Source organism: Anoxynatronum buryatiense (assembly GCF_900182905.1).
Lineage (GTDB): Bacteria > Bacillota > Clostridia > Peptostreptococcales > Tindalliaceae > Anoxynatronum > Anoxynatronum buryatiense.
On record NZ_FXUF01000003.1, the window covers coordinates 319,774 to 336,278 of the forward strand.

Annotated in this window: 15 protein-coding genes and 1 other RNA gene; 2 read left to right on the forward strand and 14 right to left on the reverse strand. The window is 43.9% G+C overall.

Going from position 1 to position 16,505, the window contains the following annotated elements; all coding sequences use genetic code 11:
* Positions 1-52: 52 nt before the first annotated feature.
* From ortB to glyA, 5 genes are all read right to left on the reverse strand, one after another.
* Positions 53-1,468, reverse strand: a complete 1,416-nt coding sequence (gene ortB / locus QOL74_RS06245) for a 2-amino-4-oxopentanoate thiolase subunit OrtB (RefSeq protein WP_430383858.1) — start codon at positions 1,466-1,468, stop codon at positions 53-55.
* Positions 1,458-1,766, reverse strand: a complete 309-nt coding sequence (gene ortA, locus QOL74_RS06250; protein ID WP_283408582.1) for a 2-amino-4-oxopentanoate thiolase subunit OrtA — start codon at positions 1,764-1,766, stop codon at positions 1,458-1,460. Before ortA ends, ortB begins: the two co-directional genes overlap by 11 nt.
* Positions 1,767-1,870: 104 nt before the next feature.
* Positions 1,871-2,914, reverse strand: a complete 1,044-nt coding sequence (gene ord / locus QOL74_RS06255; RefSeq protein WP_283408583.1) for a 2,4-diaminopentanoate dehydrogenase — start codon at positions 2,912-2,914, stop codon at positions 1,871-1,873.
* 153 nt (positions 2,915-3,067) lie between these two features.
* Positions 3,068-4,486, reverse strand: a complete 1,419-nt coding sequence (locus QOL74_RS06260) for a sigma-54 interaction domain-containing protein (protein ID WP_346771723.1) — start codon at positions 4,484-4,486, stop codon at positions 3,068-3,070.
* Between the two features lie 49 nt (positions 4,487-4,535).
* Positions 4,536-5,768 carry a serine hydroxymethyltransferase gene (gene glyA / locus QOL74_RS06265; protein WP_283408584.1) on the reverse strand — a complete coding sequence of 411 codons (1,233 nt, stop codon included), beginning with the start codon at positions 5,766-5,768 and terminating at the stop codon, positions 4,536-4,538.
* A 302-nt stretch (positions 5,769-6,070) separates the two neighbouring features.
* Here glyA and QOL74_RS06270 point away from each other — a divergent pair, with 302 nt between their 5' ends.
* Positions 6,071-6,862 carry a threonine/serine exporter family protein gene (locus QOL74_RS06270; RefSeq protein WP_283408585.1) on the forward strand — a complete coding sequence of 264 codons (792 nt, stop codon included), beginning with the start codon at positions 6,071-6,073 and terminating at the stop codon, positions 6,860-6,862.
* Positions 6,859-7,356, forward strand: coding sequence for a threonine/serine exporter family protein (locus QOL74_RS06275; protein WP_283408586.1), 498 nt, complete (start codon positions 6,859-6,861; stop codon positions 7,354-7,356). The genes QOL74_RS06270 and QOL74_RS06275 overlap by 4 nt, the downstream gene beginning before the upstream one ends.
* Before the next feature lie 25 nt (positions 7,357-7,381).
* Here the strand turns inward: QOL74_RS06275 and QOL74_RS06280 are convergent, their stop codons facing one another.
* The 9 genes from QOL74_RS06280 to secF form a co-directional block, all read right to left on the reverse strand.
* The gene (locus QOL74_RS06280) at positions 7,382-7,816 is read right to left on the reverse strand and encodes a SoxR reducing system RseC family protein (protein ID WP_283408587.1); all 435 of its coding nucleotides are present in this window, start codon (positions 7,814-7,816) and stop codon (positions 7,382-7,384) included.
* Between the two features lie 54 nt (positions 7,817-7,870).
* A non-coding RNA gene (gene ssrS / locus QOL74_RS06285) (6S RNA) lies at positions 7,871-8,042 on the reverse strand.
* A gap of 22 nt (positions 8,043-8,064) precedes the next feature.
* Positions 8,065-9,876 carry an aspartate--tRNA ligase gene (gene aspS / locus QOL74_RS06290; protein WP_283408588.1) on the reverse strand — a complete coding sequence of 604 codons (1,812 nt, stop codon included), beginning with the start codon at positions 9,874-9,876 and terminating at the stop codon, positions 8,065-8,067.
* Between the two features lie 100 nt (positions 9,877-9,976).
* Positions 9,977-11,494, reverse strand: coding sequence for a coproporphyrinogen dehydrogenase HemZ (gene hemZ, locus QOL74_RS06295; protein ID WP_283408589.1), 1,518 nt, complete (start codon positions 11,492-11,494; stop codon positions 9,977-9,979).
* Positions 11,495-11,502: 8 nt separating this feature from the next.
* On the reverse strand, positions 11,503-12,120 hold the full coding sequence (locus QOL74_RS06300; RefSeq protein WP_283408590.1) for an MBL fold metallo-hydrolase: 618 nt from the start codon (positions 12,118-12,120) through the stop codon (positions 11,503-11,505).
* A 36-nt stretch (positions 12,121-12,156) separates the two neighbouring features.
* Entirely contained in the window at positions 12,157-12,606 is a 450-nt protein-coding gene (gene dtd, locus QOL74_RS06305; protein WP_283408591.1) for a D-aminoacyl-tRNA deacylase, read from the reverse strand.
* Positions 12,607-12,670: 64 nt separating this feature from the next.
* On the reverse strand, positions 12,671-14,845 hold the full coding sequence (locus tag QOL74_RS06310) for a RelA/SpoT family protein (RefSeq protein ID WP_283408592.1): 2,175 nt from the start codon (positions 14,843-14,845) through the stop codon (positions 12,671-12,673).
* A gap of 52 nt (positions 14,846-14,897) precedes the next feature.
* A complete protein-coding gene (locus QOL74_RS06315; protein ID WP_283408593.1) occupies positions 14,898-15,416 on the reverse strand; it encodes an adenine phosphoribosyltransferase in 519 nt (172 codons plus the stop codon).
* 196 nt (positions 15,417-15,612) lie between these two features.
* Positions 15,613-16,497 (reverse strand): protein translocase subunit SecF, encoded by an 885-nt coding sequence (gene secF / locus QOL74_RS06320; protein ID WP_283408594.1) that lies wholly within the window; start codon positions 16,495-16,497, stop codon positions 15,613-15,615.
* Positions 16,498-16,505: the final 8 nt, after the last annotated feature.

Sequence of the window (16,505 nt, forward strand, 5' to 3'; positions counted from 1 at the left end):
GGGCATTTCCTCATCGTTACCATCATAATCGTTGACCTGTTTGCAGAAGATATCAGACTTTCACAGTAATGTTCATTTTTTCAAGTTCAGCCACGATAAATGGCTTGTCTGTTTTGGTTTCTGCCATCAGATATTCCACATCTTCCTGAGTGATTGCTGATGCACCTGCAATGGCATTTTTGATGAGTGAAGCGCGTAGCTTGTTCATGTCAACATCACGTGCTTTCATCTGTGAGGGGTGTTCAGGCAATATGATGTTTTCACCTTTTACTTCCTCGTCAGGATTGCCAAAGAAAATTCGTATTCCATTTTCACGGGCAAAGGTCAACTGTGCCTGAATATGCTTACCTGCTCCTGTATACTCGGTTTCTTGCACAACAATTATCTGATCTTCATTCATTTCCTGGGCTAGTGCGAAGGCAGCAGCCAGTGCTGTATTGCCTGCAGGACCACGTTCAAGGCCTTCAAGCTGAGCCAGCGCTTCTGTCATATAAAACACCTCGCCCTGATTGACCAACAGATAGCGATCCATGTAACGCAGGGGTCTGGCTGCAGATCTGGGGACATCAGATCGGTCAGGACTGGTTGCGAAGGGCATCCCAAAGCCGGTATGTCCGGTGGTGAAGGACTTGCGATTAAAGTGATTGTCACTGGCCATATGAAGCCCCGTCAGGTCAACGCTGGCACCCACTATTTTTGATTCAGTTGCACCAGCCTTAATCAACCCTCTGGCAGTACCAGTTAAGTTGCCGCCACCAGCATTGGTGCACAAAACCACATCAGGGTCGCGTCCTTCTCTTTCGCGAAATTGCATGGCCAGCTCGTAGCCCAGGGTTTCCACCCCGGCAATGCCAAAAGGTGTGTAGAGGGAGGCGTTAAAGTAGCCCGTTTCTTCAAGTAGTGTGAGGAAAATGTAAAACAGTTCTGGGCCCACGCTGGTCTGTAACACCTCGGCTCCATAAGCTTCACATTTCCGCGCTTTTTCAATGATTTCAGGCTGTCCCACATACTGACTGTCGTAGCACTCCTGAACAATGATGCACTTCAGCCCGTGCATGGCAGCCTGACTGGCAACCGCAGCTCCGTAATTACCGCTGGTGGCTGCAATGACTCCCTTGTATCCCAGTTTTTTGGCATGGTGAACTGCGTTGGCAGCCCTCCTGGCTTTAAAACTACCTGATGGATTAGCAGCTTCATCTTTGATGAAAATACGCGCGCCTTTTCCCTTTGGAGCATACTTTCGGGCGAGAGCTGTCAGGTTATTCATCTCCAGTAACGGTGTGTTGCCAACTCCTGTGGCACCCTGAATTTCCTGCATTTCCGAAAGGGTATAGCCGGTCTCTTTCATCATTCGTTCATAGTCAAATCCGATACCAGGCAGTTCGAACTGATGATAATCGATTCCAACTGAAGCTTTCATGATTTCAGGGCGTCGTGACATGACGGCTTGGTAGCTGTTATCTCTCATCATCGTCACCTCCCCACCGCTCCCGACGCAAATCAGCACCAATACGAAGCAACTCGGGTACAAAAGTGCCGTAATTATGCTGATAAGACGGCTCCACTTCCATTAATGTTCCTTCAACGAGGCGCCCCGTTATGGTTTTGACAGTCACCAGACTATTCATCTCAGCATCTGCAATCAAAAAACCCTTCGCCCACATCAAAAATGGTACTTGTTTGGTGTCTTCCGGCAATTGAGGTGCCCGCTGGCCGGCCGGTAATACCTGACGTTGTATTTTTACCCATGTTCCCTGTTGTATCACGGCATTCGCTTCCTTTCCTGCTTTCACTCATGCTTCAGCATTATAGATATTTTCTGTTTGAATTTCACGTCAATGAAATTGACTTTACCAAACAGAGGATTAATCTATCGCTCGATCATATCTCTCATATCTCCCATGATTGCCCTTGGCACTGGCATATCCATCATCGTTTTCAAACCGGGGCGGGAATTAATTACATGAGGAATCATATTCACTGCCATCGCAATGGTACCAATACCACCAGGAATTTCTGGCTTGATTTGCATATCGATGTTGGGTACGCCCCGCACCCATATATAGTCACCTGTATCCTGGCCTTCAAGGCTTGGATGAATTTGCTGTGGATGCTCCATATCTATCTTTATTTCGCCATCAACTTCACCAGTGGCACAATGTCTGCACCCTGCCACATTACCTGGATCGACTGAAACATATTTGGTTTCACGGGCAACAGTACTGATAATAGGTTCTCGAGTTTGTTCAATTTTGCTGATTTTCCAGCCCAGGCCTTCGGCCACCATGCTGATACTCTCGGGGAAGCCCACATGACCAACAACTTCGCCGCTTTCCACACCGCTCATAAATGCGTCTTCTGTCAGTCCCACACCTTGTCCTTTCATCACGGCAGTGCCGAAGGGTGATAAGTCATTGACACGGGAAGCTTTGATATAATCAACAGTTTCACAAGTTCCAGTAAGGGCGAGAATCAGAAGGTCTAAAACAAATCCAGGGTTTATGCCCGTCCCCAGAATAGTTATCCCATTTTCTTTTGCGATCTGATCCATTTTTTCTGCCAACTCAGGTTCCTGCGCTTTGGGGAAAGCCATTTCTTCAGCAATAGAAATGACGTTAATACCATTCTCAGCTACTTTTTTGATTTTGTCAAAAGTGTCGCGAGTGAAAGAGTCTGTTGCAACAAGTACCACATCAGCCGATTTCTGCTTCACCAGTGTATCAATATCATTGGTGACGATGATGGGTTGGCGCCCGGCGGCATCCATCTCCAGTACATCGAACAAATTCTCTCCAACGTGACTTCTGCGGCTGCAAACACCAACAATATCAACACCTTTTTTTTCAAGTAACATTTTTGCCATTCCACTACCCATTGCACCGATTCCCCAAATAATTACTTTCACATTTTCCATCATATTGCCTCCTTTTGAATAATGTTCATTCGTTCGACATTAACTGACATCAGTTTTTGGAATTTCGACTACCCTACTTATTATGCAAAAGGTGTGCCAATATAAAAGAAATTAAAAAACGCCGGATTAATTCCGGCGCTACAACCCTTTTAACTATTGTTCGAGGCTGTACTTTTTGAGTTTGTGTTGTAACGTCTGCCTTTTAATTCCCAATCGTTGTGCAGCTTGACTGATATTTCCACTTGTTTGGAGCATGGCATTTTTGATATAAGCGCTTTCAACTCGGTCAACCACTTGATTGAGATCAACAAATTCATCCAATGACACGTGCAAATCATTTTGCGTTTGTGCAAAATTTTTCTCAGCTTCTCTAAAAATGTACTCAGGAAAACTATCGCGCATCAGGAGTGATTCTCCAATACTTAGGTTCATGGCACCTTCAATGGCATTTTCAAGCTCACGTACATTGCCAGGCCAGGAATAATTCATGAAAGCATCCAAACACTCTGTATCCATACCAGTCACCGACAGTTTCAGTTGGCTATTGTACTTGGCAATAAAGTAATTTGTCAATCCTTCGATATCTTCTTTTCGATCTCTCAGGGGCGGAATCATAATATTGACCACATTCAATCGATAATACAAGTCTTTTCGAATTTTTCCGTGTTGGAGTATGAACTGGGGGTCTTCGTTGGTAGTGGCGATAATTCTGACATCTACCGGAATATCTTTTAAACCTCCCACACGGCGAACGTATCCTTCCTGAAGTACACGAAGAAGCTTCGCCTGAAGTTGAAGCCCCATGGAATTAATTTCATCAAGAAGGATCGTGCCACCGTTAGCCTGTTCGAAAATTCCAGGTCTATCAACCGCACCCGTAAAACTGCCTTTTGAAGTTCCAAACAAAAGACTCTCCAGCAGAGATTCTGGAAAAGCAGCACAATTCTGGGCTATAAACGGATTGGATGACCGTCTGCTGGCGTAATGGATCCCTTGAACAAAAAGTTCTTTGCCAGTGCCTGTTTCTCCATAAATAAGAACACTTGAAGAAGATTTGGCAGCTCTTTTTGCCAGTTTGATTGCTTTTTGAAATGTCGGACTCTGCCCTTTCAGGTCTTCAAAGGAATAACTTCTAATATGATGTTTTCCATGATAGACCGGTTGTGTTATGGTTTGCTGCAGGCGCATAATTTCATCGGAGAGTTCTTTGATTCGCGTTATGTTCTTTGCAATTTCAACTGCTCCGATTTTTTCATTGTTTACATAGAGGGGAATAGTGGAATTGATCGTCATAATTTTCTTCTTCTGACGATTCATATAAGTCTGGCTTTGATCAAGAATTGGTTTTTCGGATGTTAATACCTGTAACAGGGTGCTGGTTTGATGATTAAGGTCGGGGAAAACACTGAGAAACTTTTGTCCGACAACATCTTCTGCCTGCATACCCTCTAATTCTCCCATTGCTTTATTATAGAGAATGGTAAACCCATTTTTGTCGATGACGTGAATTCCTTCATCAATGACATTGAGAATATTTTGGAGAATTGCCATCAAAACGTTTTTAGTGACCACGCCAGTTCCCCCGTCCCTTTAAACCACTTTCAATGTTTTGCTGATGAGTCTATTCGTACAGTTTATACCTGGAGCACAGGGCAGCAACTCTGGTTTGCACTTCTTCCTTATGGGTTGGATGATGAATGATCTCAGCAATCAAATCAGCAATCTCTTTCATTGCATTTTCCTTCATGCCCCGGGTCGTCACCGCTGGTGTTCCAAGGCGCACACCACTGGTCACAAACGGACTTTCCGGGTCATAGGGAATGGTGTTTTTATTGCAGGTAATACCGACTTCATCCAATAGATGTTCTGCATTTTTTCCTGTGATGCCCTTATTGCGAAGATCCAGCAGAAGAAGATGTGTGTCAGTTCCATCAGATATCAGATTAAACCCATGAGATTTCAGTGCTTCACCCAATGCCCTGGCATTGGAGATGGTTTGACGCTGGTATTCTTTAAATTCCGGTTCTAATGCCTCTTTAAAGGCAACTGCTTTGGCGGCGATGACATGCATCAGCGGACCGCCTTGTATCCCTGGAAAAATTGATTTATCAATCATTTTTGCATGCTCTTTTCGGCAGAGAATCGCTCCTCCTCTGGGGCCTCGGAGGGTTTTGTGAGTGGTTGTGGTAACAAAGTCAGCATAAAGGCAGGGGTTTTGATGAAGGTCGGCTGCAATTAACCCTGCGATGTGCGCCATATCAACCATTAGATATGCACCCACTTCATCCGCAATTTCCCTGAAGCGTTTAAAATCAATTTCACGGGGATAGGCACTGGCACCAGCGACAATCATTCGGGGTTTTTCCTTTAGAGCAAGTTCCCGAACTTCATCATAGTTGATCAAATGGGTTTCAGCATCAACGCCGTAGGCCACAAAAGTATAGTAGTTGCCAGACATGTTGACAGGACTGCCATGAGTAAGATGACCGCCGTGGGACAAATTCATTCCCAACACCTTGTCACCTGGCTTTAAGACAGCGAAATAGACGCCAAAATTCGCACCAGAGCCTGAATGAGGCTGCACATTGGCATGTTCTGCTTTAAACAACTGCTTCATGCGATCCCGGGCAAGATTTTCAGCAACATCAACTTCTTCACAGCCCCCGTAATAGCGATGTCCAGGGTACCCTTCCGCATACTTATTTGTCAGCTGACTGCCCATGGCTTCCATTACTGCTGGAGAAACAAAGTTTTCAGAAGCAATCAGTTCAATTTTATGACGTTGTCGAGCTGTCTCCCGATGAATCACTTCCAGAATTTCAGGGTCCTGTTTTTTCAAAAATGTATAATCCATTCATTCATCTCCTCTCAGTTTTTAGCTTAACATCAGCATACCTCATTGCATGAATACTGTAAAGCCCATAATTTTGCACTTTGAAAGTTTAAATGAAAATGCATATGATGATCTTGAAGCGTTATGAAGATGATGAAATTATTTTAACGTTGATCCACTTGATTTTTGCTTCTAAAGAGCCTATACTTCATAGGAAGCTTATTGGCAAAACAATTGACATGTGTAGTTTCCAAACAACTGGTTAATTGCCCCGACCGTCGCAAATAAGCAGCTCAGGAGTTATTAAGGAAAGGCTGATCATCATGAACACTGACGCTTCCAAAAAACTAATGATTTTTGCCCTCTACGCTGGTGAAATACTACTCAAAAACGGCGCAGAAACCTATCGGGTTGAAGACACTATTTCACTGCTGTGTCGATCAGGACACTATGAATATACTGAAGTATTTGTGACACCCACGGGTATTTTTGTTTCCATTGATCAGAAAGGTGATCATACAGGACATATGACCACTTTCATCAAGCGCATAAAGAATCGATCCATTAATCTGGAAAAGATTTCGCTGGTAAATGATTTGTCGCGACGTTTTGTTGCTGGTCATGTTTGCCTGGAAGAAGCCATGCAGGAACTCAAAGTCATCGATCGATCGCCTGGGTATCCTTTTTGGCAAAAGGCTGTTTTTGGCGGTATGGGAAGCGCTTTATTTGCTGCATTGTTTGGCGCCAACTTTCTTGAGTTTTTCTTTGCACTGTTAGCAAGTATTTTGGTCACTGTCACCGCTTCTAAAATGGATGAAGCCAGTTTCCCGCCTTTTGTTTGCCACATGGCAGGCGGTGCTGTGGCAGCACTATTGGCTGTCATTGCCTCTGGAGTTGTGCCTGGGGTTGAAATGGATAAAGTGATTGTCGGTGCTGTTATCGTATTGGTTCCGGGAGTAGCCGTTACCAATGCGATTCGGGATTCCATTGCCGGTGATTTGATTTCAGGCATGGCCAAAGGTGCTGAAGCCGTTATTATCGCCACTTCCATTGCCATTGGTGTTGGTGCCGTTCTTAAAACCTGGTTATTGCTGACTGGAGGAAGTTTGTTATGATGATACTGAAGGAGCTTTTAATCGTCAATTTTATCATTTGCGGATTTGCCTTTTTGTTTAATGCGCCATTATCTTCTCTACCCAAAGCAGGGTTTGGTGGAGCAATGGGGTGGCTGGCACACCTTGGAACAGTATCGTTGACAGGGTCTGTCATTATCGGAAGCTTTACCGGCACTCTGGTCATAGCATTGCTGGGGGAAATGTTCTCTATTAGGGATAAGAAGCCGATGACCGTCTTTATTGTTCCAGGCATCGTGCCTTTTGTACCTGGTTTTGGCCTCTATAATACTATGCTTGCCATTTTGGAGCAGGATTATTCGATGGCAGCTTCATATGGTACTGATGCTTTCTTCGTGGGTCTAGCTATTGCATTTGCATTAACGATTATGTTAAGTATCAATACTTATCGAAAAAGCAAAAAACAAAACCGCCAAATGAAAAAAGAAAGAGAATCCGACAAATGTGTTGAAACCACTTTGTCTGAATCCTCTTGATAAATATTACGCGTTATATATCGGTTTAGTCTGCTTCCTCAATCACATTGGTGATGACAGGGAGCATTTTTGATTTAAACTTTTGGTTTTTTTCACTTCTGTTTAAAAACACATATGACAAAGCTGTCATTGAGAAAGCAAAGATCGCCGTCAGTAAATCCGCATATTGCTGAACGCCCATTGCCTGCAGACCATAGTGCCCGATGACAACACCCGTCACTAAAAACAGCAACGGAACCACATACATTAAAAAAGCAGCCAGCAATACATGCTGATGTTCCATCTCAACTTCAACGATTTGACCTTTGGTCACATTTTGAGGATTCAGTGCTTCCAGTTCGATGGGCTTTTCAGATGATCCCATCTTGCAGGCATTGCATCCGGCACAACTGGTATGTCGTTGCATTCGGACTCGAGCTGTCTGATCGCCAGTTTCAATCACCAGTCCACATTGTTTCATCAGTTGATCCTCCCAAATTTCGGAAAAAACCCTTGAAAGGGTTTAATTTCAAAGCGACACCCGCCATGCCGTATGTCGATCGTTTTGGACCTGCTCTCGCAGGTGGGTGCCCTGCCAATGATTTTACAAGTCCCAAAGGGCTTTTGCTCCACCATCAGACGCCAGGCTCCCAATGTAATAGTGTTGGCTCAAAACTAAATCGAATACACGCACACAGCAGGCTGTCTATGTCATTATATTACCATAAATCAGTCGTTTTGACAATGTGGAGGATTTGAATCACTTTTTAGTGACAAAAGAGAAATTCCCAGCTCTTCCAGTTGCTTTAAGTCAGCTGGCGAAGGTGCATTGGTTAATGGACAACCAGCGTTTTGTGTTTTTGGGAATGCTATCACCTGCCGAATATTTTCTTCTCCTGCCATAATCATAACAAGACGGTCAAGTCCGAAAGCAATGCCACCATGGGGTGGGGTGCCAAATCGAAATGCATCTAAAAGAAAGCCAAATTTTTCGTTAATCTCGGTTTCATTCAAACCAAGGGTGCGAAACATTTTTTCTTGAAGAGAGGCATTGTGAATACGAATACTGCCACCACCAATTTCGTAACCATTAAGAACAATATCATAGGCTTTTGCACGTGCTTCTCCGGGAGCTGTGTCAAGTTTTGTAACATCAGCATCCACAGGTGAAGTGAAGGGATGATGCATGGCTACATAGCGTTCTGCTTCATCATCATATTCGAGCAGTGGAAAATCAGTAATCCAAACAAACTGGTATTGATTTGGTTCAATGATTTTGAGCCTTTTTGCCAGCTCGCACCGCAGGAACCCTAATGAAGCTGCCACTATTGACGGTTCATCTGCGATGAAAAGAATTAAATCATTCTCTTCAGCTTCCGATTTTGCAAGAATTTGCACCAGTGTTTCTTCACTGAAAAACTTTTTAATGGGCGATACAATATCTTCCGTCTGTACCTTCATCCAGGCAAGGCCCTTTGCCCCATACGTTTTGACTAAGTCTTCAAGCGCGCTAATATCTTTACGTGTGAAGGCCTCAGCTCCACCTTTTACGGTGATGCATTTCACTTGACCGCCTTTATTCAGGGTTTCATCAAAAACTTTGAATCCACAGCCTGTAACAACAGGTGCCAGATCAATTAATTCCATGCCAAACCGAAGATCTGGTTTGTCAGATCCGAAACGACTTATGGCGTCCTGGTAGGTTAGTCGCTTGAAGGTGAGTGGCAGGTCAATACTCATCACAGCCTTAAACAGGCTCTGCAGCAATCGGCTATTGATATCAATCACATCTTCGAGGGTGACAAAAGACATTTCGCAGTCGATTTGTGTAAATTCAGGCTGTCTGTCAGCTCTCAAATCTTCATCACGAAAACATTTGACAATCTGAAAATAGCGATCCATTCCGGACACCATCAGTAATTGTTTGAAAAGCTGTGGTGACTGAGGCAACGCATAGAACTTTCCCGGATTCACCCTGCTGGGCACCAAATAATCCCGGGCTCCCTCGGGAGTCGGTTTGGTGAGCACCGGTGTTTCGACTTCCACAAAACCTTCTTCTGTCAAAAATTGTCTGACATGATTCGCCACCTGTTGCCGCAACAAGAGGTTTCGTTGCATACCCGGTTTGCGTAAATCAAGGTAACGATACTTCAGGCGCAGGGCTTCTGAAACATCGTCATCATCACGAATATAGATTGGGGGCGTTTCAGCGGCATTCAATATTAACATGGCATCTGCATGAACTTCTATTTTTCCAGTGGGCAGGTTCGGGTTTTCTGCCTGGCGTTTAACAACTTTTCCTTGTACAGATATAACGTACTCTGTACCCAGCATTTCTGCTTTTTCAAATGCTTCGGTGGATAGTTCGCGATCAAAAATAATCTGAATAAGTCCAGATCTGTCTCTTAGGTCGACAAAAATTAAACTCCCCAGGTCACGTCGCTTTTGAACCCAGCCATTGAGTGCAACCCGCTCGTTTAGTTGCTTCTCAGACAGCTCACCACATCGGTGAGTTCTTTTGAAAAAGCCTTGTTCTGACATCCAATCATCTCCTTCTTTCTTTAGACAGTATCACATTCGATCCCGTGATGATGTTCGAGTACCTATTGAACTGCATTAGATGCAACGGACCACTGGGCCACTATTTATCAAATAACTCCCAGGATTTGTCATTGAAGCCCACCTCGAGCATTCGTTGTATATAGACGTGGATACTTTTGGGATTGGGAATTCTTCGAATTCGATCCTGAGCCGGAAAATACTGTTTCGAAACTGCGCCGGCCCCAATACCAAGAATGGTCTGCTTTTCTTCCATCATGAGAACATTATAAAGACATTCGGTACCAGGAAGCGAATAACCAATGTTTTCCAAATGGCCGGTGATTTCCTTTTGCCTGTATAGATAATAAGGCCTCATACGATTTGAATAGGCCATCGCTTCAATTTCATCCATCAATAAATCTGCTGTCCGGTCATCCAGTCGCTGGTTATTTCTGATCATAGCCAAGGATGAACTGCGTTTCAGTGCCAATGCATGTACCGTTAGATTTGGCGGCTGCAGCGCTGCAACCTGTTTCAGTGTATGCCTGACATGCTGAATCCCTTCACCGGGCAGTCCAATGATGATGTCTAAGTTGATGAGTGAAAACCCTTCTGCCAATGCCATTTCCCATGCCTGATAGAACTCATGGACGGTATGTTGACGATTAACATTAGTCAGTGTACTGTCATTGAATGTTTGTGGGTTAATGCTCAGTCGGTGAACCGGGTATTGGTGCAGTTCACGAAGTTTCTCAAGTGTCAGTGTATCCGGCCGACCGGCTTCAAAAGTAATTTCACGCACCTGATGTAAGGGGTATAGTCTCGCCAGCGTATCCATTAGTCGATGAATCTGTTTAGTTGAAAATACAGAAGGTGTTCCACCACCGATATAAATGGTGTCAAGTTGACGTTTTTGTTCTTTCAGCCACTGAATGGATTGCTTCAGCTCAATGATGAGTGCTTCCAGGTATTGGTCCAGCAATGGATCATTCTGCCCTTTAACTGGCTGTGAAATAAACGAACAATAAGTGCACCGTGATGGACAAAGAGGAACTCCGATATACATGCTTACGCGGTCGGGTGTTGTCCCGTCTAATAAAGGACGTTGCACCGCTGCAACATCAGTTAACAGCGCAGCTTTCTTTTTGCTCACAAAATAACATGCTTCCAGTGAATCTCGTATTAGTTGGTCATTTTCAAGTTGTTGGGTCAGTTGATGTGCCAGTTTCACCGGACGGACACCTGTGAGTATGCCCCAGGGCAACTCTCGGGGTCGCCATTGTTGCAACACTTTAAAAAGGCATTGTTTAAAGTCTCGCTTGAACAGTTTTCGATCAAGTTCAACTGAGTCGTTTTTGAATCTTTCAACATCAATGAAGCAACTCTCGATAAATGTATGGCTTTCTGTTTTCAGGCAGCAGATAAGTCGACATCCTGCTCTCTCTGAATAGCAAAGAAGCCCCAGTGTTGGCACCGGGGTGGTTTCATCGATGGTCGGGTCCACTGAGATTACTGTCAATTCAGCGGGATAAAAAAGTCTCGCCAACTCTCTGGTTTCATAAATCAGAAAATCATCCTGTACAATTATTTGCAATGTTATCGGTAAATGTTGGTTCATATAAACACCTACAGGTAGGGATTTTTCGTTCGTTCCTCTCCAATTGTGCTTTCAGGCCCGTGTCCAGGGTAAACGACAACATCGTCTTCAAGGACCATCAATCGATCTTTTATTGATCGTATCAATTGACGGTGATTGCCGCCTTCAAGATCTGTTCGGCCAATTGACATCATGAAGAGGGTATCTCCTGTAAACAACAGATTGTCTGCTTTGAGACAAATTCCGCCCTGTGTATGACCTGGTGTCGAAATTACCAAAACAGACTGATCTCCCAGTAGAATTTCATCACCATCTTCCAGTGTACCGTCGGGGGTAATTTCAATACCTGTCCCCATCATGGATGTAAAGTTTCGCTTACTGTCTGTCAGCATGGCGACATCTTCTTCATGAATAACCATCGATACGCCGGTACGATTCTGCAGTTCTGCCACTGCTCCAATATGATCACCATGACCATGTGTTAATACAATGAGTTTAAGCGTCCAACCTTGTTGTTCTAGAACTTGTATAACACCTCCGGCGTTTCCGCCGGGATCAATCACCATTGCTTCTTTAGACTCTGTTTCACCCAAGATGTAGGTGTTGACCTGCAACGGACCTGTTACCAGTTTTTTAACTTTAAACATGTTGGTCTCCTTCCATTATTGGCTGCGTGTTTGTCACTAAAATTGCTTTTTACTGTCGACAAGCATGGTGACTGGTCCATCATTCACTGATTCAACTGCCATATGCGCCTGAAAAACACCCGTCTGGGTGTGAATCCCTTTGTCTCTGCACATTTCAACAAACTGACGGTACAGTGCATCTGCCTCGCCTGGTGGCTTCGCTTCGGAAAAACTGGGGCGTCTTCCTTTTCGACAGTCACCCAACAGGGTGAACTGAGAAATACATAAAATCTCACCAGCTTCATCCATTAGTGATCGGTTCATTTTTCCATCCTGGTCTTCAAATATGCGCAGATGAATGATTTTTTCCACCATGTAATTAACATCTTCCTGGGTGTCGTTTTTTTCAACTCCCACATATATCAAAAATCCTTGTTGAATTTCTCCGGTTATCTGATTATCCACAGTCACTTTGGCGCTCCTGACTCGTTGTACGACTGCTCTCACTGTTGCCACTCCCTCTTTTGTCAGTATGGTTTAGGATGAATGCATATACGCCGACTGTCTATTCTTACGTTTTCACGCGATACACATCCAGAACACCTTCCATTCGTCTGCATTTTTGCATAAGGTGCTCAAGAAAAGCAATATCTTTGGTTTCGATGACCAAATTGATAGAGGCGGAATGATCTTTACTGGTTCTGGCATTCAACGCATTGACAGTTACTTTCATATCTGTCAGCAATTGAGTGATTTCACGCAGCAGTCCTTTTCGGTCGGTGGCATTAATCTGAATTTCGGCCTGAAAATCAATTTGAGTATCGCCGTCCCACTCCACTTCAATCACCCGTTCATCTTTTTCCGGGCTTTCCGAAAGACTGGGGCAGTCACGCCGATGAACCGAAACACCTCGACCCCGGGTAATATAACCCACGATGTCATCTCCGGGAACCGGGTTGCAACATTTTGAAAAACGCACCATGATATTATCGATTCCTTTTACGCTGACACCCTGACTTTTTTTCACCGGACGTTTTTTATCCGATTCTTTCTTGGGCAATGCCGGCATCCATTTTTCCAGTTCTTCCGACGGGATCTCACGTTTGATATACTCTCTGATTTTAGGGAGAATCTGAGCCAGTGTGATGCCGCCATAGCCTAATGTGGCATATAGGTCTTCCTCTGAGGCCAGACTCATTCTTTTAGCAACAGATGTCAGTGTTTTGGGGTTCATTGCCAATTGCATGGGTACATTCATCCGTTTGACATTTTGTTCCAGCATTTCTTTTCCTTTGGTAATATTCTCTTCCCGACGTTCTTTTTTGAACCACTGTTTAATTTTTGTCTTAGCCTGTGAACTCTGTACAATCTTCAGCCAGTCACGACTGGGGCCATTGCTGTTGGATGAAGTCAGCACTTCTATGATATTACCGTTTTTCAATTTGTAGTTTAATGGAACGATACGGCCGTCAACTTTGGCTCCCACGCACTTGTTGCCAATATCACTATGAATTTTATAGGCAAAATCGATGGGGGTAGCTCCGGCAGGCAAATCAATCACTTTGCCCTTAGGCGTAAAGACAAAAACCTCATTGGTAAACAGATCGATTTTCAGTGATTCCATAAACTCTTTGGGGTCTTTTGTTTCTTTTTCCCACTCCATCATTTGGCTGAGCCAGCCAAGTTTCTCATCAATGTTACTGGATTCCCTGGTTGTTTGATTTTCTTTGTATTTCCAGTGAGCCGCTATGCCATATTCTGCAATTTGATTCATTTCCCAGGTTCGAATCTGAATTTCAAAAGGTTCGCCTTTTGGTCCAATCACAGTTGTATGAAGAGACTGATACATATTAGGCTTCGGCATGGCGATATAGTCTTTGAATCGACCGGGAATGGGTTTCCAGATGGTGTGAACCACACCCAAAACACCATAACAGTCTTTAATGCTGTCAACAATCACCCGAATGGCCAGAAAATCAAATATTTCTTCAAAGGCACGGCCCTGATTTACCATTTTTTTGTAGATGCTATAGAAATGCTTGGGACGCCCATAAATTTCATTTTCTATGTCAAAATCGGAAAGTTTTTCTTTTAAATCTCGAATGACAAGATTGATGAAATCCTCACGATCTTTTCTTTTTTTGGCAACTTTTTCCACCAACGCATAATACCCTTCAGGATCCATGTAAAGCAGGCTGAGATCTTCAAGTTCCCATTTAATGCGGGAAATACCCAGGCGATGAGCAATTGGAGCAAAAATATCCAAGGTTTCATGGGCTTTTTCTTTTTTCTTTTCATCACTCTGAAACTTAAGGGTGCGCATATTATGAAGCCGGTCTGCCAGTTTTATCAAAACAACACGAATGTCCTTTGCCATTGCAACAAACATTTTGCGCAGGTTTTCTGCTTGCTTTTCTTCTTGCGTTTCAAAACTCATTTTGGTAAGTTTGGTGACCCCTTCAACCAGCTCTGCTATTTCAACCCCAAACTCAGATTTGAGTTTCTCATAGCTATTGGGAGTGTCTTCCAGTACATCATGCATTAACCCGGCTGCAATGGTGCTGCTGTCCATTTGCATTTGGATGAGGATTTTGGCAACCTCCACCGGATGAGAAAAGTACCTGTCACCCGATTTGCGGTATTGGCCTTCATGGGCACTTTCCGCATACTGAAAAGCTCTGATGATCAGTTCGACATCACACTGTGGATTATACTCTTCAATCATGGTAATGAGATTTTCCAGCATCTCAGGATCACCTCCTCATAGCTTCATTTTCAAGTGAACACTGCACAAAGATTTATTCGTCGTAAGTGATCAGTGATTGCACCTCGTACCCTTGCAGTTTCTCTCTTCCATTGAGAAAATTTAGTTCCATAAGGAACTGGACCGAAACCACAATTCCACCCAATGATTCGATGAGCCTTGCCGTTGCCAATACAGTGCCGCCAGTGGCTAATAAGTCGTCCACAATGGCTACTTTTTGACCTGGTTTGATGGCATCATGGTGGATTTCAAGAACATCTGTCCCATATTCCAGTTCATATTCGTAACGTTCAACTTTAGCTGGTAATTTTCCGGGTTTTCTGACGGGCACAAAGCCCGCACCCACCTGACAGGCGACAGGTACACCAACAATAAACCCGCGGGATTCAGGGCCGGCAATAATTTCAATGCCTTTATCCTTCAAGTTTTCTGAAATGGCATCAATCGTTGCTTTTAGTGCCAATGGGTCTTTCAGCAGGGTGGTAATGTCTTTAAAGTTAATACCTTCTTTGGGAAAATCCTGTATTTCACGAATGGTTGATTTAAGATCCATGGTATACCCTCCTGATATTGTTCAAATTTTCAGATCTTGTCAGTGCCAATATGTTTCATTATAACGGTTTGATGAAGATTGAGCAATAACTCCCGCCATATATGCACGATTCCCAGTTGTTATAATTGAAAAAACCGACCACTGCCGCAGTAACGCGCATACGGTATGTGGTCGGAGGGAACTCACTGATGACGGATCAAGCTTTGGCGAACATTTTATTGCGATCCTTTGTGCGTTCCTTAATCATCACCCATACAGGGCTGGCAATGAAGATTGAAGAGTAAGTCCCACTTACAATTCCAGCGATCAGGGGTAGTGCAAACTCTCTTATCTGAGGCACTCCCATAATGTACAGTGCAAGAATCATAACCAGTGTTGTCAGGGAGGTATAGACAGATCGTTTGATTGTTTGATTGATACTGTTGGTGGCCAGTTGTTCAAAGTCGAACTTTTTCATGGTTTTTCGATTTTCTCGAATCCGATCAAAAACAACAATGGTATCATTGATTGAATAACCCAAAACGGTTAACATTGCTGCAACAAAGGGGCTATTCAGCGGGATTCTGAAAATCACATATACCGCAAGAACCACTAAAATATCGTGGAACAATGCAATAATTGCTGCGATGCCAAAGCTGAACTCGAAACGAAAGGTGATGTAGATCAACATTCCGACTGCTGCTATCAGCATGGATAGAAACGCTCTGTCACGAATTTCTCTTCCAATGGCAGGACCAAACTGTTCAGCGCGCAAAAAATCATCTTCTGTAATTTCATAACGGGTTTCCAGTTCACGGAAGACTTCCATCCGTTCAGAATGATCCAAATCTTCAATAGTTCTGATCTGAAGTGTCGTTTGATCACTGCCAATAAAGTTAATGCTGGCACTTGTATCAAACGCGTCTGTAATCGAACGGATTTCGTCTGTACTGGCAGATTGATGCAGTTCAAACTCCATCAGGGTACCGCCGGTAAAGTCAATGCCTGCATTGACTCCGGTCAAAAGAGCCATTACCAGCCCCACCAGAATAATGGCGGCGGAGATGGAGAACCAGATTTTTTTCTGATGAATAATATCCATTTCTGCTT

Excerpts from the sequence above, each read along its gene's own strand:
- ortB (WP_430383858.1), bottom strand. The coding sequence starts at position 1,468 with ATGAGAGATAACAGCTACCAAGCCGTCATGTCACGACGCCCTGAAATC.
- QOL74_RS06310 (WP_283408592.1), bottom strand. The coding sequence starts at position 14,845 with ATGCTGGAAAATCTCATTACCATGATTGAAGAGTATAATCCACAGTGT.
- QOL74_RS06275 (WP_283408586.1), top strand. The coding sequence starts at position 6,859 with ATGATGATACTGAAGGAGCTTTTAATCGTCAATTTTATCATTTGCGGA.
- secF (WP_283408594.1), bottom strand. The coding sequence starts at position 16,497 with ATGGATATTATTCATCAGAAAAAAATCTGGTTCTCCATCTCCGCCGCC.
- QOL74_RS06315 (WP_283408593.1), bottom strand. The coding sequence starts at position 15,416 with ATGGATCTTAAATCAACCATTCGTGAAATACAGGATTTTCCCAAAGAA.
- QOL74_RS06280 (WP_283408587.1), bottom strand. The coding sequence starts at position 7,816 with ATGAAACAATGTGGACTGGTGATTGAAACTGGCGATCAGACAGCTCGA.
- QOL74_RS06300 (WP_283408590.1), bottom strand. The coding sequence starts at position 12,120 with ATGTTTAAAGTTAAAAAACTGGTAACAGGTCCGTTGCAGGTCAACACC.
- ord (WP_283408583.1), bottom strand. The coding sequence starts at position 2,914 with ATGGAAAATGTGAAAGTAATTATTTGGGGAATCGGTGCAATGGGTAGT.
- aspS (WP_283408588.1), bottom strand. The coding sequence starts at position 9,876 with ATGTCAGAACAAGGCTTTTTCAAAAGAACTCACCGATGTGGTGAGCTG.
- hemZ (WP_283408589.1), bottom strand. The coding sequence starts at position 11,494 with ATGAACCAACATTTACCGATAACATTGCAAATAATTGTACAGGATGAT.
- QOL74_RS06270 (WP_283408585.1), top strand. The coding sequence starts at position 6,071 with ATGAACACTGACGCTTCCAAAAAACTAATGATTTTTGCCCTCTACGCT.
- glyA (WP_283408584.1), bottom strand. The coding sequence starts at position 5,768 with ATGGATTATACATTTTTGAAAAAACAGGACCCTGAAATTCTGGAAGTG.